Here is a 20,975-nt window from a genome sequence, read left to right as displayed (position 1 = left end):
CGTTTCCGTGATTCGTTACTGGTTGCCGCAGGTCGACGCCGTGGCGGTGTCGAGCCAGGGCAGGTCGTGCCCCATGCGGTCGCGCTTGGTGCGCAGGTAGCGCAGATTGTGTTCGCCGGCCTGGACGGGCATCGGCTCGCGACCGGTGACGGCGAGCCCGTGCCGCAGGATCGCGGCCGTCTTGTCGGGGTTGTTGGTCATCAGCCGGAGGCTGTGCACACCGAGGTCCTTGAGGATCTGGGCGCCGGCCGCGTAGTCCCGGGCGTCGGCGGGCAGGCCGAGCTCCAGGTTGGCGTCGAGGGTGTCGATGCCGCGCTCCTGGAGTTCGTAGGCGCGCAGTTTGGACAGCAGGCCGATGCCCCGGCCCTCGTGGCCGCGCAGATAGACGACGACACCGCGGCCCTCCTCGGTGATCCGGCGCATGGACGCGTGCAGCTGGGGGCCGCAGTCGCAGCGCTGGGACTGGAAGATGTCGCCGGTCAGGCACTCGGAGTGGACCCGGACCAGGACGTCGTCACCGTCCCCGAGGTCGCCGTGGACGAGGGCGACGTGCTCGACGCCGTCGGCGGTGGAGCGGTAGCCGTACGCGGTGAACGCGCCGAAGGCCGTCGGCAGCCGTACCTCGGCCTCGCGGCGGACGGTCGGCTCGGAGCTGCGGCGGTAGGCGATCAGGTCCTCGATGGAGATGATCGTGAGGCCGTGCTTGCGGGCGAACGGGACGAGCTGGGGCAGCCGCAGCATCACGCCGTCCTCGCCGGCGATCTCCACGATGGCCCCGGCGGGCCGCAGTCCGGCGAGCCGGGCGAGGTCGACGGCGGCTTCGGTGTGGCCGTCGCGGACCAGTACGCCGCCGGAGCGGGCGCGGAGCGGGAAGATGTGGCCGGGCCGTACGAAGTCGCCGGGGCCCGCCTCGCCGCCGGCCAGCAGCCGCAGCGTGGTGGCCCGGTCGGCGGCTGAGATGCCGGTGGTGACGCCGTGGGCGGCGGACGCGTCGACGGAGACGGTGAACGCGGTGCGCATCGACTCGGTGTTGTGGTCGACCATCTGCGGGAGTTCGAGCCGTTCCAGCTCGTCGTTCTCCATGGGTGCGCAGATCAGGCCGCGGCACTCGCTCATCATGAACGCGACGATCTCGGGGGTGGCCTTCTCGGCGGCGATGACGAGGTCGCCCTCGTTCTCCCGGTCCTCGTCGTCGACGACCACGACGGGCCGTCCGGCGGCGATGTCCCGGATCGCCTGCTCGACGGGGTCGAGGCGGAGGTCCTCCGCGGCGCCCGGGGGTTCCCGGTGCAACCAGGTGGGCTGGGCAGTCATGCCGTGGCTCCTTCCAGAGCGGGTGTCCGCGAACGCAGCCACCAGTCGCGCATGCCCCACAGGACCAGGGCGCCGTACACGACGTAGATGAGACCGGAGAAGGCGAGCCCGCTGTGGAAGTTCAGCGGTACGCCGACCAGGTCGACCAGCAGCCAGGCGAACCAGAACTCGACCATGCCGCGGGCCTGGGCGAGCATCGCCACGAGCGTGCCGGCGAATATGTACGCGTCCGCCCAGGGGCTCCAGGAGAGCGAGGGGAACGCGGTGAACAGGCCGCCGACGGCGAGGGTGCCGAGGGCGGCGCCGCCGAGCAGGTAGCCGCGCTCGCGCCAGGTGGCGAACCGTACGGCGATGGAGCCGTCCTGGGCCTGCTGCCGGCCCCGGGTCCACTGCTGCCAGCCCCAGACGGCCACGGCGATGACGACGAGCTGCTTGCCGACGCTGCCCGCCTGGTGCACGGAGGCGTTGGCGGCGACCAGGACGACGCCGGACAGCAGTTGGGCGGGCCAGGTCCAGATCGAGCGGAGCCAGCCCAGGGTCAGGGCGATCAGACCGACGGTGTTGCCGATCATGTCGGACCAGATGATGTGCTGCCCGAAGACGGTGAACGCCTCCGAGTTCAGCCAGTGCAGGGCGGTCACCGGACCGGCTCCCCGGGTTCCCGCGCGGTGTTGCCGAGCAGCCGCTCGACGTACTTCGCGATGACGTCCACCTCCAGGTTGACCGGGTCGCCGGGCTCCTTGATGCCGAGCGTGGTCAGGGCGAGGGTGGTGGGGATGAGGCTGATGGTGAAGTAGTCGGTTCCGGCGTCCACGACGGTGAGGCTGACGCCGTCGACGGTGATCGAGCCCTTCTCGACCACGTAGCGGCTCAGGTGCGCGGGCAGGGAGACCTTCACGATCTCCCAGTTCTCGGAGATCCTGCGCTCGACGATGCGCCCGGTGCCGTCGACATGGCCCTGGACGATGTGTCCGCCGAGCCGGCCGCCGACCGCCATGGGGCGTTCCAGGTTGACCCGGGAGCCGGTGTCCAGGGCGCCGAGGCTGGACCGGTCGAGGGTCTCGGCCATGACGTCGGCGGTGAATTCGCCGTCGCCGAGGTCGACGACGGTGAGGCAGACGCCGTTGACGGCGATGGAGTCGCCGTGCTTGGCGCCTTCGGTGACCACTCGGCCGCGCAGGCGGAAGCGGGAGGCGTCGGCGAGCTTCTCGACGGCGGTGACTTCACCCAGTTCTTCGACAATTCCGGTGAACACTCAGTTTCCCTTCCGGGCAGGGCCGGGGACGGCGGTGATGCGCAGATCGGGGCCGATGCGGACGGTCTCGGTCACGTCGAGGCGCAACGCCTCGGCGATGGTGGAGATTCCGGCGTCGGCGAGGGCCGCGGGGCCTGCGCCGAGGAGTACGGGGGCGAGATAGCCGACGACCTTGTCGACCGTTCCCGCGGCGACGAAGACCCCGGCCAGGGTCGGGCCGCCTTCGAGGAGTACGGAGCGGATGCCGCGCCCGTGCAGGGCACGGAGCAGGGCGGGGATGTCCAGGCCGGGGCCGGTGGCGGCGCGCGGCAGCCGCAGGACGGCGGCTTCGGGCAGGTGTCCGGTGTCGGCGTCCTCGGCGACGGCGACCAGGGTGGGCGCGGTGTCGTCCAGGACCCGGGCGCCGGGGCGTACGGCGGTGGCGCCGGTGTCGACGACCACCCGCAGCGGCTGCACGGCGCCCTCGATGCCGCGTACGCCGAGCTGCGGGTCGTCGGTGCGGGCGGTGCCGGAGCCGACCACCACGGCGTCGGCCTCGGCGCGCAGCCGGTGGACGTCGGCACGGGACTCGGCGGAGGTGATCCAGCGGCTGGTGGCGTCGGCGGCCGCGATCCGGCCGTCCAGGGTCGCCGCGTACTTCCACAGGACGTACGGGCGGCCCAGGCGCACCGAGGTGAGCCAGGCCGCGTTGCCCGCCTCGGCCTCGTCCGCGAGGAGCCCCTGCTCGGCCTTGATCCCGGCCGCGCGCAGGGTGTCGCCACCGCCGGTGGCCTGCGGGTCCGGGTCGCCGACGGCGTAGACGACGCGGGCGAGGCCGGCCTCGATGAGCGCCTGGGCGCAGGGGCCGGTGCGGCCGGTGTGGTTGCAGGGTTCGAGAGTGACGTAGGCGGTGCCGCCCCGGGCCCTCTCGCCCGCGGCGCGCAGGGCGTGGATCTCGGCGTGCGGTCCGCCGGCCCGCTGGTGGAAGCCTTCTCCGGCCCGGTGGCCCGCGGCGTCGAGGATGACGCAGCCGACGACGGGGTTGGGGCTGGTGGAGCCGAGACCGCGGGCGGCGAGCGTGATCGCACGGCGCATGGCGGTGATGTCGGCTGCGGTGTCCACCGGGTCCTCCTGCCTCTTCGGGCACGGACTCCGGGGCCTGTCGATGACGACAGATGAAGCGGGAACGCCACGGGGGAACGCCGGAAAAGCCGGAAAACACGGATGGATCGGTTGCCCGAAAACCATCCGCCGACGGCGGCGTACCCGCGAAACGGCCCGCCGCGCACTGCCTCCCATCCGGACTTTAACCGTCGGTCCAGGAATCTCACCTGGTCAACCGGCCGCTGGATGCGGACGGGTCGCGGACTATAACCGCCGGTTCGGAATTGCACCGACCCCGGAGTGCGCTGCTGCTGGTACACGATCAGTGTGCCACGCCCGGCGGTGGGCCATGCGGGTGAGTGTCTGTGGACTGGCTCACAGGGAGCCTCCGGCCGACGGCCCGGTGAAGGAAGTTGACGCTTAAAGGTCCAGACCTATTGACGCACTGGTCTAGTCCTTTTAATCTCTGCGTCACCTCCGAGGAGCGGCCCCGCGATGTGCGCACATCCGGGGCACCGACACGACCCACCCCTTTGCCAGTTGTGTTCTGCCGAACCTCCCCGGGAGGAACCGAACGTGCTGTCCCCCACTCGTGCGAGAGCCACCCTGCTCGCAGCCGGCGTAGCCGTCGCCGGTCTGCTGATGGGCTCGCTCGCCGCCACCCCGTCGGCCGCCGCCGACCAGGAGTCCTGTCGCCCCGACGGGCTCTACGAGACACCCGGTGTCGCCGTCCCCTACTGCTCCGTCTACGACACCGAGGGCCGCGAGAAGATGGGCGCCGACCACCAGCGGCGGGTCATCGGATACTTCACCGACTGGCGGACCGGCAAGGACGGCAAGCCCGCTTATCTCGTCCCCGACATCCCCTGGGACAAAGTCACCCATTTGAATTACGCGTTCGCCCATGTCGACGGCGGCAACAAGCTCTCCGTAGGCGCCGACGGCCCGGACAACGCCTCCACCGGCATGACCTGGCCGGGGGTCGCGGGCGCCGAGATGGACCCGGATCTCCCCTATAAGGGCCATTTCAACCTGCTGAGCAAGTTCAAGAAGAAGCACCCGAACGTGAAGACCATGGTGTCGGTGGGCGGCTGGGCCGAGACCGGCGGCTACTTCGACGACAGCGGGAAGCGGGTGGACTCCGGCGGCTTCTACTCGATGGCGACCAACGCCGACGGTTCGGTCAACCAGGCGGGTATCAACACCTTCGCCGACTCGGCCGTCGCGTTCGTCAAGAAGTACGGCTTCAACGGCGTCGACATCGACTACGAGTACCCGACGACCATGAAGGACGCCGGCAACCCGCTGGACCGGACGCTTTCCAACGCGCGCCGGGCCGGTCTGGTCAAGGGCTACGCCGCGCTGATGAAGACCCTGCGCGAGAAGCTCGACCGGGCGTCCGCCGCCGACGGCACCCACTACCTGCTGAGCGTGGCCGCGCCCTCGTCCGGCTACCTGCTGCGCGGAATGGAGACCTTCCAGGTCCAGAAGTACCTGGACTACGTCAACATCATGTCGTACGACCTGCACGGCGCCTGGAACGAGTACGTCGGGCCCAACGCCGCGCTCTTCGACGACGGCAAGGACGCCGAACTCGCCCAGGCGAGCGTCTACTCGACCTCGCAGTACGGCGGGACCGGCTACCTCAACACCGACTGGGCGTACCACTACTTCCGCGGTTCGATGCCGTCCGGCCGGATCAACATCGGCCTGCCCTACTACACCCGCGGCTTCAAGAACGTGCAGGGCGGCACGGACGGTCTGTGGGGCCGGGCCGCCACCACCGACTGCCCGGCCGGCGCGGGCCTGACCAAGTGCGGTGACGGCGCCGTCGGGATCGACAACCTCTGGCACGACCTGGACACGAACGGCAAGGAATCACCGGCCGGTTCCAACCCGATGTGGCACGCGAAGAACCTGGAGAAGGGCATCGTCGGCGACTACGTCACCGACTACGGATTCCCCGCCGGCACCAAGCTGACCGGCACCTATGCCCGCAAATACGACTCGACGCTGGTCGCGCCCTGGCTCTGGAACGCCGATAAGAAGGTCTTCCTGTCCACCGAGGACGAGCAGTCGGTCGCCGCGAAGGCCGACTACGTGGTCGACAAGGGCATCGGCGGCACCATGATCTGGGAGCTCGCCGGCGACTACGGCTGGGACGCCGCCAATGGACAGTACGGGCCGGGCTCGACGCTCACTTCGGCGATGTACGACAAGTTCAAGTCGGCCACCCCTTACGGCGCGAAGCGGTCCACCGTCGATCTGCCCACCGAGGCGCTCGACATCGACGTGTCCTTCGACCAGTTCCCGCTCGGTGACTCCAACTACCCGATCAGTCCCAAGCTGAGGATCACCAACAACACGAAGGCGACCCTGCCCGGCGCCACGGAGTTCCGGTTCGACTACTCGACCTCCGCACCGGCCAACGCCAAGGACCAGTCGGGCTTCGGCACGACGATCGTGCGCAGCGATCACACCGCCGCCGACAACATCGGCGGGCTCAAGGGCGACTACAACCGGGTCTCGCTGAAGCTGCCGGCCTGGCAGAGCCTGGCTCCCGGCGCCTCGGTCCAGGTCGACTTCGTCTACTACCTGCCCACCTCCACACCGTCGAACTGGACGGTGACCTTCGGCGGCAAGTCGTACGCCCTCGCCGCCGACCTGGCGCGCGGCACGACCCTGGTCGACCCCGGCACGGGCACGTCGACGCCGTCGCCTGACCCGACGCCCGGCGGCGGCGGTTGCACCGCGCCCGCCTGGAGCGCCGGATCCGAGTACGGCGCCGGTACGACCGTCGCCCACGGCACGCACCAGTGGAAGGCCAAGTGGTGGACGAAGGGCGAGGAGCCCGGCTCCACCGGTGACTGGGGTGTCTGGCAGGACCTCGGGGCCTGCTGACCTCCCCCCGTACCGCCCGGCGGTGACCGGATCGCCCCGGTCACCGCCGGGCTCCCCCTTGTTCGAAGACCTGCTCGGCCGGTGTTCGAAGACCTACCCGGCCCGCGTGAACAGCTCGTCCTGGGCCGCGTCCCGGGCGGCGAGCAGCGCGCCGCGGAGCACCGCCGCGCCGCCCAGCCGCCCGGCCCTGACCTCGGTGCGCAGCGGAGACATCCGGGTCAGCCGTTCCTCGACCCGTGCCGCGAGCGCGGCTCCGCCCGCGTGGCCGACCTCGCCCGCCAGCAGCACACAGCCCGGGTCGAGGACCGCGGCGATGGCGGCGGCGCCCAGCGCGAGGCGCTCGGCGAGGGCGTCCAGGAACGCCTCGTGGTCCCCCTCCCCCGCCAGCGCGGCCCGCACGGCCGACGCGGCTCCCGGTTCCTTGTCGCCCTCGGCCGCGCCCGGGGGCACGGCGATGCCGTGGCCGGCGGCCAGTTCGCAGACCGGGGCGGAGCCGACCAGGGAGTGGAAGCCGCCGTCGCAGTTGAGCGCGGACGGCGCACCGGCCGTGCCGGGCACCGGCAGGAAGCCGATCTCACCCGCTCCGCCGGAGGCTCCCCGGCGCAGCTTCCCGTCCAGCATGACGGCGGCGCCGACGCCGTGGCCGAGCCAGAAGAGCACGAAGGTGTCGCGGTCGGTGGCCGCTCCGCCGCGGTGTTCGGCGACCGCGGCAAGGTTGGTCTCGTTCTCGACCAGCACGGTCGCGGGCAGCCGCTGCTGGAGCACCCGCACCAGCCGCCGGTGCCAGGCGGGCAGCCCGCTGGTGTCGCGCAGCTCGCCGGTGACCGGGTCGATCAGCCCGGGTGCGCCGATGCCGACGCTGTGCAGCGGACCGGCACCGGCCTCGCGCGCGGTGCGCTCCAGGAGCGCGGCGGCCCGTTCGGCGGCGGCCTCGGTGTCGGTGTCGCTGCCGATGGGCAGGGTGGCCTCGGCGAGCGTGGTGCCGATGAGATCGGCGACGACCACGGCGACGCTGCGGGTGCGTACGTCGAGCGCGGCGAGATGGGCGCGGTCGGCGGCGATCCCGTACAGCCGGGCGTTGGGGCCGCGGCGCTCGGCACCGGTCTCGCCGACGACCCTGATCAGACCGGCTCCCTGGAGCCGTTCGACGAGGTCGGCGACGGTGGGCCGGGAGAGGCCGGTCAGGGTCTTCAGCTGCGTGGCCGTCAGCGGGCCGTCCTGCTGGAGCAGTCGCAGGGCGAGCCGGTCGTTGATGGCCCGTGCGGTGCTCGGTGATGCGGGCATGCCGGGATCCTTCCAGATCGCTGACGCACTGATCGCCGGCGTACTGGACGCACAGGCACACTATTTATCAGGCAGGGTTCCTGATAGTTTACTGCGCGCACCGTGGAGACGGGCACCGGGACCCTGGAGACAGTGGGTTCCGAGAGAATCTCCCAGGGGAGGGCACGGCGGTATGACAGCGGATTCCACAGACGCGGGCTTCGGCATGGCGCAGGTGAGGCGGGCCAGGTTCGCCGTCGCCGCGGTCTTCACCGTGCACGGCGCGGTGACCGGCAGCTTCGCCACCCGGGTGCCCTGGATCCAGGACCACGCCGGGGTCAGCGCCGGCCAGCTCGGTCTGGCCCTCGCCTTCCCGGCGATCGGCGCCTCGCTCGCGATGCCGCTGGCCGGCGCGATCAGCCATCGCTTCGGCGCCCGGACCGCGCTGCGCGGGCTGCTCGCCCTGTGGACGCTGGCGCTGGTCCTGCCCGCGCTGGCACCCAACCTGCTGACGCTGTGCGCCGCGCTCTTCGTGTACGGGGCCACGGCCGGCATGTCGGACGTGGCGATGAACGCCCTCGGCGTCGAGGTGGAGAACCGTCTCGACAAGTCGATCATGTCCGGGCTGCACGGGATGTGGAGCGTGGGCGCCCTGATCGGTTCGGCGGCGGGCACGGTGGCCGCGCATCTGGGCGCCGACGCCCGGCTGCACCACACGCTGGCCGCCCTCGTGCTCACCGCGCTCGGCCTGATCGCCTGCCAGGGCGTACTGGATCTGCGCAGCGAACCGGACGAGGAGCCGCCGCCGCGCTTCACGCTGCCGCCGAAGTCGGCGCTGATCATCGGTGCGGTGGGCTTCTGCGCGGTGTTCGCGGAGGGCGCCAGTCTGGACTGGTCGGCGGTGTACCTGCGGGACATCATGGACACCTCCGCGGGGCTCGCCGCGGCGTCCACGACCGCGTTCGCGCTGACCATGGCGGTCGCCCGGATCGCCGGCGACAAGGTCGTCGACCGCTTCGGCGCGGTCCGGACCGTACGGGTCGGCGGGGCCCTCGCGACGCTCGGCGGGCTGCTCGTGGTCGCGTCGCCGAACGCGGCCCTGGCGATGTGCGGCTTCGGGCTCCTCGGCCTCGGTGTGGCCGTGGTCGTACCGCTCGCCTTCGCGGCGGCCGGGCGCAGCGGTCCGAACCCGAGCCAGGCGATCGCGGGCGTCGCCACCATCACGTACACCTCCGGGCTGATCGCCCCGTCCGCGATCGGCTCGCTGGCCGAGGCGACCTCGCTGGTCGTGTCGTTCAGCCTGGTGACGGTGCTGGCGTTCGGCCTGGTGCTGGGGGCGGGGGTGCTGCGGGCGGGCGACCGCCGGGCGGTGCCGGCCTCGGACGCGGGTGCACCGGGCCCGGCGGCCGCCGAGCCGCGTCCCTGATCCCTCGCACCGGCGGACGGCCGGTGCGTCACCCCCGGCACCCCGCCTCACCTGCGCCGTCCGTGCTCAGTAGGCCCGGCCCGGCCGCGAACACTCCGCGGCCGGGCATTACCATGACGCTGCTCATTTCCGCGGCGGCGACGCAGCCCTCAAGGCCGCAGAGCATGGCGACGCGGGCCGGATCCCCACCCTCATGGCCCGTCCTGTCGGCATGCGCCGGAACTGCGTGTTCCGCTAGTCAACGAGCAGCCATCGGACCCCGGTCCGGCCGGCGGATCGCAGCACCACCCCAGCTACACATCGAGGAGCAAGACCATGGCGGGCTTCGGCTGGAAGCTGCACGGCGACGGCAAGAGCCTCGCACCGGGTGAGGTCGTGAGGCCGGACGAGCGGCTCACCTGGGGGCGCACGGTCGGTCTCGGCGCGCAGCACGTGGTCTCCATGATCGGAGCCTGCTTCGTCGCCCCCGTCCTGATGGGGCTCGACCCCAACCTCGCCGTGATGGCCTCCGGCGTGGCCACCATTCTCTTCCTGCTGATCACCCGGGGCCATATCCCGAGCTACCTGGGCAGCAGCCTCTCGTTCATCGGTGTCGCCGCCGTCATCAGCACACAGGGGGGTGACGCGGCGACCCTCACCGGCGCCCTGCTGGTCGTCGGCGCGGTCCTCTTCCTGTGCGGTGCGGTCGTCCGGGCGCTCGGGGCCCGCATCATCCACGCGGTGCTGCCTCCGGTGGTCACAGGTGCGGTGGTCATGCTGATCGGGTTCAACCTGGCGCCGGTCACCGCCGGCACCTACTGGCCCCAGGACCAGTGGACAGCGCTTCTGACCATGCTGTTCACGGGTTTCGCCCTGGTCGTGCTGCGCGGTTTCTGGTCCCGTATCGCGATCTTCCTCGGGCTGGCCTTCGGGTACGCCGCCTCATGGGTCTTCGACCGCGTGTTCGGCAAGATCCACTCCCCCGCGGGCGGCGCCGAGTCGGTCGACCACTGGCGCCTGGACCTCTCGGGCGTGTCCAAGGCGGACTGGATCGGCCTTCCCGACTTCCATGCCCCGAGCTTCTCGCTCTCGGCCGTCCTGGTCGCCCTGCCCGTCGTCATCGCCCTCGTCGCCGAGAACGCGGGACACGTCAAGGCGGTCGGCGAGATGACGGGCGAGCCGCTCGACGACCGGCTCGGTACGGCGATCATGGCCGACGGCGCGGCGACCGTGCTGTCGACGTCCGTGGGCGGCCCCGCGACCACCACGTACGCCGAGAACATCGGTGTCATGGCCGCCACCCGTGTCTATTCGACCGCTGCCTACTGGTGCGCGGCGGGCTTCGCGATCCTCTTCGGGCTCTGCCCCAAGTTCGGTGCCGTCGTGGCCGCCATTCCCGGCGGTGTCCTCGGCGGCATCACGGTCATCCTCTACGGCATGATCGGCCTGCTGGGCGCCCAGATCTGGGTCCGTGCCCGGGTCGACCTCTCCAACCCCCTGCACTTGGTGCCGGTGGCCGCGGGTCTCATCGTCGGCATCGGCAATGTGAGCCTGAAGCTCACGGACAACTTCCAGCTCAGCGGCATCGCGTTGGGGACGCTGATCGTCCTCATCGGCTACCACGCCCTGCGCGTCATGGCCCCCGCCCGCATGACGGACGAGCCCCCGCTCCTCGAACCGGACAATGCCGGGTACGACCGGGGCGTGCCGGGCGGATCGTGATCGCAGGCGCCGCCATCAGTGAGGCCGTTCCGATGGGGAATGGCCTCACTGATCTGTTCGCCGCACCGGTCCGTACGCCACCCGGCAGGTCGCGGTCCACGTCCGGGCCCGCGGGGTTCAGACCTCGACGGACACGTACTCCTTGCCCTGGTCGTTCTCGATCACGACCTTGTCCACGTCGTCCAGGGGGACGGCCGCCGAGCCGTCGAGGTTGGCCCCCTTCTTCTCGTCGGCGACGAGCCAGCTGCCCGCGATCTCGCGGCTGCCGTCCTTCGCGACGACCACCACGCGGCAGCGCTCGCCCGCCGGGATGCCCATGGCCGAGACGTTGAGGCGGATCCAGTCGACGGCCGGGGTCACCCGGAGCCTCATCTCGCTGCCGGTCGAGGCACTGCGGCCCTCGACGACCTTCATGCCGCCCGGCTGAGCCGGTGGCACGGTCGCCGCGACCGAAGGGGCCGGGGGCGTCGCCTCGTGGGTGCGTTCGCCGGTGTTCTGGCCGATCAGGACGCCGCCGCCGAGGACGGCTGCCGCCGCGACCGCCGCGACCGCGCCCAGGACCGCTCTTCGCCGCAGCGTCTGCCCGGCGCGTTCGCTGCGGACCTGCCTCAGCGTGCGCTGGAGCAGCAGGTCACCGCCTTCCGGGGGCCCGTCGAGGAACGCCTCCGGGGGCACTTCGCCGAGCGCGGACTCCATGTCCCGCAGCCCGTCCAGTTCGTCGCGGCACTTCTGGCACGACGCCATGTGTTCGTCGACGGTTCGCACCTCCTGCTCATCGAGCGTGCCGAGGACGTAGGCGCCGAGCAGTTCGCTGTCATGTTCCTTGGTGCTCACACCGCCACCCCCTTCAACGCCACCAGCTTCACTGCCTTCGGTCTGTCCGCGTACATGTCCCGCAGGGCCTTCAACGCATAGTGTGACCGGGACTTGACCGTCCCGGGTGGTATCCCGAGTCTGTTCGCCGCCTCGGCTACGCTCCTGCCCTGGAAGTAGATTTCCATGAGCACGTCCCGGTGGTCCGGGGAGAGCCGGTCGAGCGCCTCCATGACGACCATCGAGTCGACCACGGCGTCCGCGTGGTCCTGCTCGACCGGCTGGGTGGTCACCGACTCGGCGACCTCCGTGGGGCGCGCGGCCTTGGCCCGGTACCGGTCCGTGATGATGTTGCGGGCCACGGTGAGCAGCCAGCCACGCACCGAGCCCTTGCCGTTGACCAGCGCGTCCGGGTGTTTCCAGGCCCGGATCAGGGTTTCCTGGACCACGTCCTCAGCGGCGCTGCGATCGCCGGTCAGGCGTTGTGCGTACGCGAGCAAGGCTCTGCCGTGTTCCTCGTAGAGGGACCGGATCAGGGCCTCGTCACCGGTGTCCTGTCTCTGCCGACTGCGGGACCACAATGCCGCCATCCATTCTCTCCGTCCTCTCCTGGGCCGATGCGCTGAACACGGACGGCGTGCCGGACCGGTTCAATCCGGAGCGGATGTGAGCTGAATCACAGACCGGCCAGGGGTCGTGCGAGGGCCTGTTCACCCGGACTTGCACTGCCGGGGGTCGTGCGAGGACCCGTTCACCCGGACTTGCACTGCCGGTCCTCGTTGATGCAGCGCACCAGCTCCGCCATGCGGTCCCCGGTCATCACGTTCACGAACATCGCGTGGTCGGTGATCGGATCGCGCAGCTGCTCCGGGAAGGAGTCGACGGCGAACGGTGTGCCCTCCGGGAGTTCATAGGTGAGGGTGACGCGGAGTTGCGGCACGGGGAACGTGGCCCGCGGGCAGGTGCCGTCGGCGGCGGGGAACTGTGCGTGCGCGCGGTGGTCGGGGCTGTCGGTGGCGAGGCCGTTCCAGCAGCTCGGGAAGTCCAGGGTGCGGGTCGGTCCGCTGCCTTGCGGGCAGCGCGCGTAGTTCTGGGTGAACCGGTCCGGGTAGCCGGAACAGCCCCACTGGGCACGGACGTTCGCTCTGTCCGTGGTGGCCGCGACCGGGTCGCCCGTGATCAGCCGCATGAAGCGGGGCATGCCGACGACCGAGCTGACCGGGTTGCCGCGGAACTCCACCCTCACCGAGGAGGCGGTGACGACCTCGCCGGTGTTGCCGTGGGCGCCGACGCCGGCCTTGTGGGCGTCACCGGTGCGGTCGAGGCGGCGCAGCACCGGCCAGTAGTACGTGGACCGGTCGCCGCCCGCGCAGGTGGTGTCGGCGGCGGCCAGACTCCGGTCGGTGGACAGTGCGTCGGTGGAGAGATTGCCGACGTAGTCGTGGGTGTGGTGGGCGCCGTTCACGACGCCCGGGGAGATCACGAAGTTGTCCATGTTGTAGTGGCCCTGTTCGTTGCGTCCGCAGTCGACGGTGTACGAGCCGGTGGACGCGTCGGGTCCGGCTGCGGGCGCCCGCGTCGGCAGAACGGTCCCGATGTCCACGTACTTGTCGTCGGCGGGTGCGCCGGACACCGTGGCGGCCCTGCCGGCGCCGAATGTCATGACGCCCAGGAACACGACCAGCCCGAGCGTCACGGGCAGAATCCCCCAGAACAGAAGGGAGTTGGGGAAGGGCAGCTTGATCCGCACGGAAGCAGGGTGTCACCAGGGGCCGGGGCAATCAAGATTGCCCACAGGCCACCCGCGAAACCTCCATCAGCCTCCCGCCGGTGAGCGTCAGCGGAACAACTGCCCTCGTACGGCGCCGTCGGGGAACTCCCGGGTGTGCACGTTCGAGTAGAAGCCGGTCGGGCTCCCCTTGAGGCGTGCGATGACCTCGGCGTCGGGGACGCTGACGCTGCCGGAGATCGCGAAGACGTTCTTCGGTACGGGAGAGACGAACAGCGGGAGCCGTACGTCGCCGTTCTCGCCGAGCACCCCCTCGTGGATGTGTCCGGCCAGCGGCGCCCCGATGTTCACCCACGCCATGGAGTAGTCGACGCGGTCCGTCCTCGGGTGCAGGAACGTGGTGCTGTGCCCGTCCGGGTCGCCCGCCTTGCCGGGGCCGTCGCCCGGGACTTCCTGACCACCGTCCGCGAGCGCGCGCAGCTTTCCTCCCCTGATGATGCTGAGCGGGTTCACCGGCTTCTCCAGGATCCGGAGCCGGCCGCGCACCGCGCCGCCGGGGAACTCCTCGGAGTGCAGGTCGACGTAGAAGCCACCGGGATCGGTGCGCAGCTGTCGGGCAAGCACGGCGGAGGACATCGAGGTCTGCCCGGCGGCGGAGTTTACCGAGGCGGGCATGGCCGTGCCGAACAGCTCGGCCTTCACCCCGCCGTCGCTACCGGGCCGGCCCCGGTGGAGGTGGCCGCGGGTCGGCCTGCCGATGCCGTTCCAGGTGAGGGCGAAGGTGACGCGGTCGCCCTTGACCTTGACCAGCGCGACGGCCTTGCCGTCCTGGTCGCCCGCCGTGGGCCCGTCCTGGTCGCCGGTGAGCCGGGCGACCAGGGAGACGGCCGGTGCCTGCGCCGCTTCGGCGGTGGCCGGTGAGACTCCGGCGCCACGGGAACCCCCGGCGTCGGGGCCGTCCTCGGCCGACGCCGGGGTCGTACCTGCGAAACCGGTGAGACCGGCGACGAGCACGGCGGCGGCCGCCGCAACAGTGAGCCTGCGCATGACTTTCGTCCTTCCGGGAGTGGGGCTTGCGTTCGGGCCCTTCGCGTCGACGAACGGACGGACGGCCCGAGCGGTTCAACGCGCCCGCGATCCGCGTCGTCGGGGGCCGGAGGGCTCAAGGGGCGGCGCGCGCTGAACCCGGAGGGCAGGCAGCACGTGTGGGCACGGGGCACTCACCCCGTCGCGTTTCACGACGTACGAGAGAGGTCATCACCATGCGTGCACGCAATGCTCTTTTCGCGATCCCCCTGGCCCTGGGACTTGTCGCCTGCGGTACCGGGAGCGACGGCGACACCGGCGGCGGCAGGAGGCCGGTCAGGACCGCGCCCGGCACCGAGGTCACCGTGGCGGACGTCGGGCTCGGCTCCATCCTGGTCGACGGCAAGGGCCGCACCCTGTACGCCTTCACCAAGGACAAGGAGGCCGCGAGCAACTGCGACGCGGAGTGCATCGCCGTATGGCCCGCGCTGACCAGCCCCGCCCCCGCCACCGCCGGCCAGGGCGTCAGGAGGTCGCTGCTGCGCGAGGCGAAGCAGTCGGGGGGTGCGGTCCACGTGACGTACGGGGACTGGCCGCTGTACTACTACGTCGGTGACACGGCGCCCGGTGACGTCAACGGGCAGGGCCTGGACGGCGAGTGGTTCGCCGTGGCACCCGACGGCAAGCTCGTCCGCAAGGCCGCGTGACCCTCCCTGCGGCTCCGCCTCCCGTACACCCATGATCCGGCGGGCCGTTGAACCGTCCCGTGTCCACGGTCGTTCCTGGAGCGGGGCGGGACATACCCGCCGGACGACGCGTACAAGGGAGGAGCCTTGGCCGAGATCGAGATGCCGGGAGACGAGGTGCAGCGTCTCGGTGAACTTCTGGGCCGGGTGATGGATCTCATCGACACCCGGCCCTCGGGCTACGACCCCGAGGACGTCGGCCCGCCACTGGTGCGCCCCGGCACCAACTTCGACGACGCGTGGAAGGACGGGCGCGTGCAGCTCAAGCGGAACAGCAAGGACCTCAAGGAGGCCTGCGCGGCCATCGTGAAGGCTTTCGAGGATTTCGACACCAAGATGGGCTCCTCGCTGAAGGAAGGCGGCGGCAAGGGCGGCGGCGACGCACCGCCCGCCGGGAAAGCCGCCCGGCCGTCCTAGGACGACGGCCTCATCGATCCCCCCGTCGGCCCGGCCCGAAGCGAGCCCGGCCCGAAACGAACTGAGGAGCACGGTCCCATGACCACTGGTTCGCACACCTTCGGGATCGCCATCCCGGAGAACTGGACGGAGTACGACCTGCACGGCGACACGCTCGCCGAGCGCCGCGCCGAGATGCTGCGGCACGCTCCGCAGAAGGAGACCCGGGACGCCATCAACCACACGTTCCGCAGCGCGCGGCGCATCATGGAGGGCGCCCGCAGGCGCGGCGCCGTCTATGCGGCGGGCACCACCGCCATGTACGAGGACGGCCTGCTGATGGCCGGGCTCATGGTGTTCAGCGTGAAGCCGCCGCCCGGTGAGGACTTCTCCGCCAAGGGCATCGCCGAGCAGTTCTCGGCGACCGGGCGGCGCCGCGAGAACACCACCCGGACCCTCACGACGGCGACGCTGCCCGGTGTCGGTCCGGTCGGCCGGATGGCCGGCATCGAGGAGACGGAGATCGCCGACGGTGTCTCGTACAAGATGGTGATGACGCACACGTTCGTGCCGGTTCCCGGTGGTGAGCGGGTCCTGGTCATCACCTGCTTCAGCCCGAACATCCCGCTCGCCGAGCCGCTGTACGACCTCTTCGACGCCATCACGTCGACGTTCGCCCTCGGCGAGAAGGAGCCGTTGGCCGCCGGCGCGGCGACCACCTGATCGACGCCGGCCTCGCGGAGGGCCCGGCCGTTCCTGGGAGGAACGGCCGGGCCCTCTTCTTCGCGTGTGCCGGAGGCCGGAAGGCCTCCGCTCCCCCGGTGGCCGGACGGGAGCGGAGGCCGGGCCTTGCTCTGTGGTGCGGTGCGCGGTGGTGCCGTGCGCCGTGCGGTCGGTCAGTCCACCGTCGTCGCGGGCACGCGGACCGTGGTGAAGCGGCCGTCGCCGAGCTGCAGGTGGGCGCGGCCGGGTTCGCTGTCCTGTCCCATCAGGCCGCGTGGCAGACGGGCGCCGACGAGTTCGCCGTCGCCCATCAGGCGGGGCGCGAGCAGGGCGCCGCAGCGGTTGCGGCGTACGGCGGCCTGCCAGCCGCCGATGCCGCCGAGCAGCGCCTCGTTGTTGCCGGCCATGATCAGGCCCCAGCCGTCCCCGGCGCTGCCACGTGCGAGCGCGACGAAGTCGGTGTCGAGCTCGGAGTTGATCATCATTTCGGCATCGTCGACGAGGATGGCTCCGGCGGGGCTGTCCACCTTGCCGAGTGCGGCGCGGAAGTCGGCGACCGCGACATCGGCGTCGGTGAAGACCTCCACGACACCGGGCTGTCCGACGAGGTGGCGCAGCGGCGAGTTGCGCGGCGCGATGACCACGATCTTCGTGCCGGACGCGGTCAGCGACTTCGCCATGGTGAGCAGCACCGTGCTGCGGCCCGACCTCGGCGGACCGGCGACCACGAAGGACGGCACCTGCGACAAGTCGGTGCCGATGGCGGCGAGTTCGTCGCCTCCGACGCCGATCATCGCCCACAGCGGGGAGACGGTGTGCGGCCTGCGGGCGAGGGCGTCCGCGAAGTCCAGTTCGTCGGGCAGGACATCCACGCGGAACGGCCTGCGCTCGGCGGGCACGTCGGCGTCGCGTTCCCTGACCCGTTCGGCGAGTACGCCGAGTGCCTGGGCCTGGCCCGCGCCGGTGGCGCCGGTGGCGCCGGTGCCGTCGCTGCCGGGGATCAACGCGATCTGAGCGCTGTTGGTGTCCTTGGCGAGGACACCGCGACCGGCCGGGAGGTCCTCGGGGACGTCGCGGGAGCGGAGGCCCACCATGGAGTAGTCGGTGCGGTCGTTGAGGCGCAGGACCAGCTTGTCCTCGGTGTTGGAGGAGAACCGGTTCTGGCCGAGGATGCGGTCACCGGTCAGGACCAGGTGCAGGCCGACACTCGCGCCCTCGCGCATCAGCAAGGTCATGGCGTCCATCAGGCTGCCCTGGTCATAGTTGGCGAAGTCCCGCTCGAACGCCTCGAACCGGTCGACGAGCAGCAGGACGTGCGGGGGCCGCTCCGGCCCGGGCAGGACGCGGCGAAGCTCGGTGAGGTCGGCGACGCCCCGCCTGCCGAGGAGTTCACGGCGCCGCCCGACCTCGGCGACCAGGCGGTTCAGGAGGCGGGCCACCCGCTCGACCTGCCCCCGGTCCACCACGGCACCGCAGTGCGGCAGCCCGCCGAGGGCCTGGAGGGCGCCGTTGCCGCAGTCGAGTCCGTACAGGTGGACATCGGCGCAGCCGTGCGCGCCGGTGAGTGCGGCGGCGAGGGTCCGCAGCGCCTGGGAACGGCCGCTGCGCGGCGATCCGATGATGTACAGATGGCCCATCTCGTCGAGGTCGAAGGCGAGTTGACGCTGCGCCTGCTCGGTGGGCACGTCCACGAGGCCGTACGCCACCGGGGTGAGCCGCCCGTCCTCGGCCGCCTCGGGCCGCGCCGGCAGGTCGGCGAGGGTGAGGATGCCGGGCAGCGGGGGCAGCCAGGGGCGGCGGGCGGGGGGTACGGAGAGCTGGGTGGCCGCGTCGCGTACCGCGTCGACCAGCACCGACAGGTCGGTGACCGGCTGGAAGGTGTCCTCCTGGGCCTGGAGCCTCGGCATCGGGGCGCCGAGGGCCTCCCAGTGGAGTTCGGTGAGCACCGGCGCCGGGCGGTCCTCGTCCGTGGCCGACGCGTCGGGGCGGCGGCCACCGATCCGGCCTGTCTGGAACGGCAGCAGCGCCGCGTGGCCGAGCCTGGCGTGGGCGCGGCCGGGGGTGCGGGGCGAGAGCTGCCCGGAGTCGGGGGCGTCTATGATGTCGCGGCTCTCGCCGGTGTCGGTGGTGCGCAGCGCGATCCGCAGGTTGGTGTTGGCGCGGATGTCGGCGGTGACCGCGCCGGAGGGCCGCTGGGTGGCGAGGATCAGGTGGATGCCGAGGGAGCGGCCCCGCTGGGCGATGTTGACGAGTCCGGAGACGAAGTCGGGGAGTTCCCGCACCATTGACGCGAACTCGTCGATGACGAGGACGAGCCGGGCCATGGGGGCGAGTTCGGGATGGCGGGTGCGCTTGTCGGTGTAGTCGTCGATGTCCTTGGCCCCGGCCTCCGCGAGGATGTGCTCGCGCCGCTTCAGCTCGGCGCCGAGGGACACCAGGGCCCGTTCCACAAGGTGGGTGTCCAGGTCGGTGACCATGCCGACGGTGTGCGGCAGCTCCTCGCACTCGGCGAAGGCGCTGCCGCCCTTGTAGTCGACGAGCACGAAGTTCAGCTCGTCCGGCCGGTTGGCGACGGCGAGGCTCGCCACGAGGGACTGGAGCAGTTCGGACTTGCCGGATCCGGTGGTGCCCGCGATCAGGCCGTGCGGCCCGTCGGCGGCCAGGTCGACGGCGAACGGACCGTCCACGCCCTCTCCGAGCACGGCGCGGGTGCTGCGGGCGGCAATCACCCAGCGCGCGGCGACGGCGTCGGGGGTGGGCGGTTCGAGACCGAGTACGTCCAGGAGCCGGGCGGAGGCGGGCAGCAGGTTCTCGTCCGCGTCGTCGCCCACGTCGCGGATCGGCGCGAGCGCGCGGGCCACGCCAACGCACCAGGAGCGGGTCGGCGCGTCCATGCGGACCTCGTCGACGGGGTCGGAGCTGTCCTGCTCGGCGCGCAGCCACTTCGGACCGGCCACGGCCACGGCGCGGCACTCCTCGGGCAGGAGCCGGGCCTCGTCGTCCACGCACAGCGCGTACACGCCGACGGCCGGTCCGTCGCGGAGGATCTGGATGACGCCGGGCAGGGAGCGCAGTCTCCGGGCGCCGTCGAGGACGACCAGGACGTCGGGCTCGCCCGCGGCGCCGCCGCGTGGTGCCCGGTCGCCGGCCCCCTGCCGGGCGGCGATCACGGCGGTGAGTTCGGCGATGCGACGGCCCACGGACTCGGCGCTCGCGCCGACCAGGGAGATGGTGTCCTCGCCGAGGGGCGCGCAGTGCGGCAGCCAGTGCACCCAGGACCAGCGGTCCGCCCCACTGGTGCCGGACAGTACACAGATCCGCAGGTCGGAGGGGCTGTGAAGGACGGCGGCCTGGGCGATCAGCCAGCGCACCAGCGGCTCGGCGGTGGCACCGCCGGCGACGCCCATGACGCCGGCGGCGCGCAGCGGCACGGTCACGGGCACGGCGTGCGTGGTGCGGTCGACCCTGCGGCGGTGTTCCGGCTCGGCGGGGTCCTGGAGCTCCACGTAGGCGGGGCGGTCGGCGACACCGAGCCGCATCAGCAGGAAGTCGCCGTCGCGCCAACGACGCTCCCACAGCCGCTGACGCGGGCCGGTGGCGATCAGGAGGGCCGACGCCGGGTCCGGGGCGGCGAGGCGCCGGGCGTGCTGTTCAGCGAGAACCGCCTCGTCCACGTCCTGTTCCAGTGCGGCCTTCTTCTCTTCGTACTCCTTGAGCTGATCCTCGTAACTCTCCTTGCCCCGGCGCTTGTTGGAGAACTGGGAGAGGAGGGCGACGACCGGGGAGAGGAAGCCGAAAACCAGGAATCTGGGGTTGTTGAAGATGACGAACGACACGCCGGCCATCATCAACGGAGCGAAGATCAATATGAGTTGGAGCTTGTTGCGGGTGGGTTTGCCGGGCGGCACGGGGAGCTGGAAGCGGTTGTTGACGGGCGGGGGCAGCAGCCGGGGCGGCCGGTTGTAGTCGAGCCCCACGCCGTCGTCGGAGGGCTGGAGGGCGGCGTCGGGCACGGAGGGCGCGGCCAGTTCCAGCAGGGCCGGGCCGACGGCGAGGACGCCGCCGAGCGGCCATGTGGTCCAGTCCCGCGCCTCGGTGCCGTCCCGTGTGACGCCGTCCTGGTCGGCGGAACGTACGGTCGCGGTGGAATCGGCGTGCACCTTCAGGCGCGCCGCCGTCTTCGCGAGCCCTTCGGCACGCAGCTGAATGCGGCAGGACGCGGCGGAGCCGATCTCGTAGTCGCCGGGCGGCAGCCGGAACACCACTCCCGCGTCGGCGCCGCCGACGCCGCGCAGTTCCACCACGCCATCCGGCTCCGGGCCCGCCTCGGGTGCGGGGGAATCCAGGGACAGCAGGCTGCCGGAGCGCAGGGCGGCGGCGGCCATCGGCTGGTCGGCGGGGAGCGGGGTGGACCCGTGGTACAGGACGGGCGGTGCTTTCGGGATGCCGCCGCGCAGCCGCCGGTGCAGTTGCTCGGCGAGCTCGCCCGCGGGGGCCTCGGGGTCGGCCTCGATCATGATGTCCGCGGTCTGGCCCTGCTCCGGGTCGACGGCGGTGACGGTCAGACGCATCGTCAGTGCTCCTTGGGCACGGGGGTCA

At 71.6% G+C, this 20,975-nt stretch carries 16 protein-coding genes and 1 riboswitch; of the genes, 6 read left to right on the top strand and 10 right to left on the bottom strand.

What is annotated here, in order from left to right:
- Nucleotides 1–15 precede the first annotated feature (15 nt).
- The 4 genes from EES42_RS16050 to ribD are packed head-to-tail and all read right to left on the bottom strand — an operon-like array spanning nt 16 to nt 3,670.
- A complete protein-coding gene (locus tag EES42_RS16050; RefSeq protein WP_124718908.1) occupies nt 16–1,314 on the bottom strand; it encodes a bifunctional 3,4-dihydroxy-2-butanone-4-phosphate synthase/GTP cyclohydrolase II in 1,299 nt (432 codons plus the stop codon).
- Complete coding sequence (locus EES42_RS16045; protein ID WP_124718907.1) at nt 1,311–1,955, bottom strand: nicotinamide mononucleotide transporter family protein; 645 nt, start codon at nt 1,953–1,955, stop codon at nt 1,311–1,313. The genes EES42_RS16050 and EES42_RS16045 overlap by 4 nt, the downstream gene beginning before the upstream one ends.
- Nucleotides 1,952–2,569, bottom strand: a complete 618-nt coding sequence (locus EES42_RS16040; RefSeq protein ID WP_124718906.1) for a riboflavin synthase — start codon at nt 2,567–2,569, stop codon at nt 1,952–1,954. Before EES42_RS16040 ends, EES42_RS16045 begins: the two co-directional genes overlap by 4 nt.
- A complete protein-coding gene (gene ribD, locus EES42_RS16035; protein WP_124718905.1) occupies nt 2,570–3,670 on the bottom strand; it encodes a bifunctional diaminohydroxyphosphoribosylaminopyrimidine deaminase/5-amino-6-(5-phosphoribosylamino)uracil reductase RibD in 1,101 nt (366 codons plus the stop codon).
- Nucleotides 3,671–3,829: 159 nt separating this feature from the next.
- A riboswitch (FMN riboswitch) is annotated at nt 3,830–3,960 on the bottom strand.
- A gap of 268 nt (nt 3,961–4,228) precedes the next feature.
- Between ribD and EES42_RS16030 the strand changes: the two genes are divergently transcribed.
- Nucleotides 4,229–6,553, top strand: a complete 2,325-nt coding sequence (locus EES42_RS16030) for a chitinase C-terminal domain-containing protein (protein WP_124718904.1) — start codon at nt 4,229–4,231, stop codon at nt 6,551–6,553.
- Nucleotides 6,554–6,646: 93 nt separating this feature from the next.
- Here the strand turns inward: EES42_RS16030 and EES42_RS16025 are convergent, their stop codons facing one another.
- Nucleotides 6,647–7,837: an ROK family transcriptional regulator gene (locus tag EES42_RS16025; RefSeq protein ID WP_124718903.1), complete on the bottom strand. Its 1,191-nt coding sequence runs from the start codon at nt 7,835–7,837 to the stop codon at nt 6,647–6,649.
- Nucleotides 7,838–8,009: 172 nt separating this feature from the next.
- Between EES42_RS16025 and EES42_RS16020 the strand changes: the two genes are divergently transcribed.
- A complete protein-coding gene (locus EES42_RS16020) occupies nt 8,010–9,242 on the top strand; it encodes an MFS transporter (protein ID WP_124718902.1) in 1,233 nt (410 codons plus the stop codon).
- A 315-nt stretch (nt 9,243–9,557) separates the two neighbouring features.
- Nucleotides 9,558–10,943, top strand: a complete 1,386-nt coding sequence (locus EES42_RS16015; RefSeq protein ID WP_124718901.1) for a uracil-xanthine permease family protein — start codon at nt 9,558–9,560, stop codon at nt 10,941–10,943.
- Nucleotides 10,944–11,060: 117 nt separating this feature from the next.
- Here EES42_RS16015 and EES42_RS16010 read toward each other — a convergent pair whose 3' ends face one another.
- From EES42_RS16010 to EES42_RS15995, 4 genes are all read right to left on the bottom strand, one after another.
- Complete coding sequence (locus EES42_RS16010) at nt 11,061–11,777, bottom strand: zf-HC2 domain-containing protein (RefSeq protein ID WP_124718900.1); 717 nt, start codon at nt 11,775–11,777, stop codon at nt 11,061–11,063.
- A complete protein-coding gene (locus tag EES42_RS16005) occupies nt 11,774–12,346 on the bottom strand; it encodes a sigma-70 family RNA polymerase sigma factor (protein ID WP_072489594.1) in 573 nt (190 codons plus the stop codon). The genes EES42_RS16010 and EES42_RS16005 overlap by 4 nt, the downstream gene beginning before the upstream one ends.
- Nucleotides 12,347–12,507: 161 nt before the next feature.
- On the bottom strand, nt 12,508–13,506 hold the full coding sequence (locus tag EES42_RS16000; protein ID WP_241196399.1) for a DUF1996 domain-containing protein: 999 nt from the start codon (nt 13,504–13,506) through the stop codon (nt 12,508–12,510).
- A gap of 87 nt (nt 13,507–13,593) precedes the next feature.
- Complete coding sequence (locus EES42_RS15995) at nt 13,594–14,532, bottom strand: CHRD domain-containing protein (RefSeq protein WP_124718899.1); 939 nt, start codon at nt 14,530–14,532, stop codon at nt 13,594–13,596.
- Nucleotides 14,533–14,747: 215 nt separating this feature from the next.
- Between EES42_RS15995 and EES42_RS15990 the strand changes: the two genes are divergently transcribed.
- The 3 genes from EES42_RS15990 (at nt 14,748) to EES42_RS15980 (ending at nt 16,376) form a co-directional block, all read left to right on the top strand.
- Nucleotides 14,748–15,218 carry a COG4315 family predicted lipoprotein gene (locus EES42_RS15990; RefSeq protein WP_124718898.1) on the top strand — a complete coding sequence of 157 codons (471 nt, stop codon included), beginning with the start codon at nt 14,748–14,750 and terminating at the stop codon, nt 15,216–15,218.
- 126 nt (nt 15,219–15,344) lie between these two features.
- The gene (locus EES42_RS15985) at nt 15,345–15,674 is read left to right on the top strand and encodes a hypothetical protein (protein ID WP_124718897.1); all 330 of its coding nucleotides are present in this window, start codon (nt 15,345–15,347) and stop codon (nt 15,672–15,674) included.
- A gap of 78 nt (nt 15,675–15,752) precedes the next feature.
- A complete protein-coding gene (locus tag EES42_RS15980) occupies nt 15,753–16,376 on the top strand; it encodes a hypothetical protein (protein WP_124718896.1) in 624 nt (207 codons plus the stop codon).
- Nucleotides 16,377–16,549: 173 nt separating this feature from the next.
- On the opposite strand, the gene EES42_RS15975 is transcribed toward EES42_RS15980, so the two are convergent.
- Complete coding sequence (locus EES42_RS15975; RefSeq protein WP_124718895.1) at nt 16,550–20,947, bottom strand: FtsK/SpoIIIE domain-containing protein; 4,398 nt, start codon at nt 20,945–20,947, stop codon at nt 16,550–16,552.
- Nucleotides 20,948–20,975 lie beyond the last annotated feature (28 nt).

This window comes from Streptomyces sp. ADI95-17 (genome assembly GCF_003846175.1).
Classification (GTDB): Bacteria; Actinomycetota; Actinomycetes; order Streptomycetales; family Streptomycetaceae; genus Streptomyces; species Streptomyces sanglieri.
Note: the sequence above shows the minus strand (reverse complement) of the source record. Positions and strands in the feature narration are given on the sequence as shown.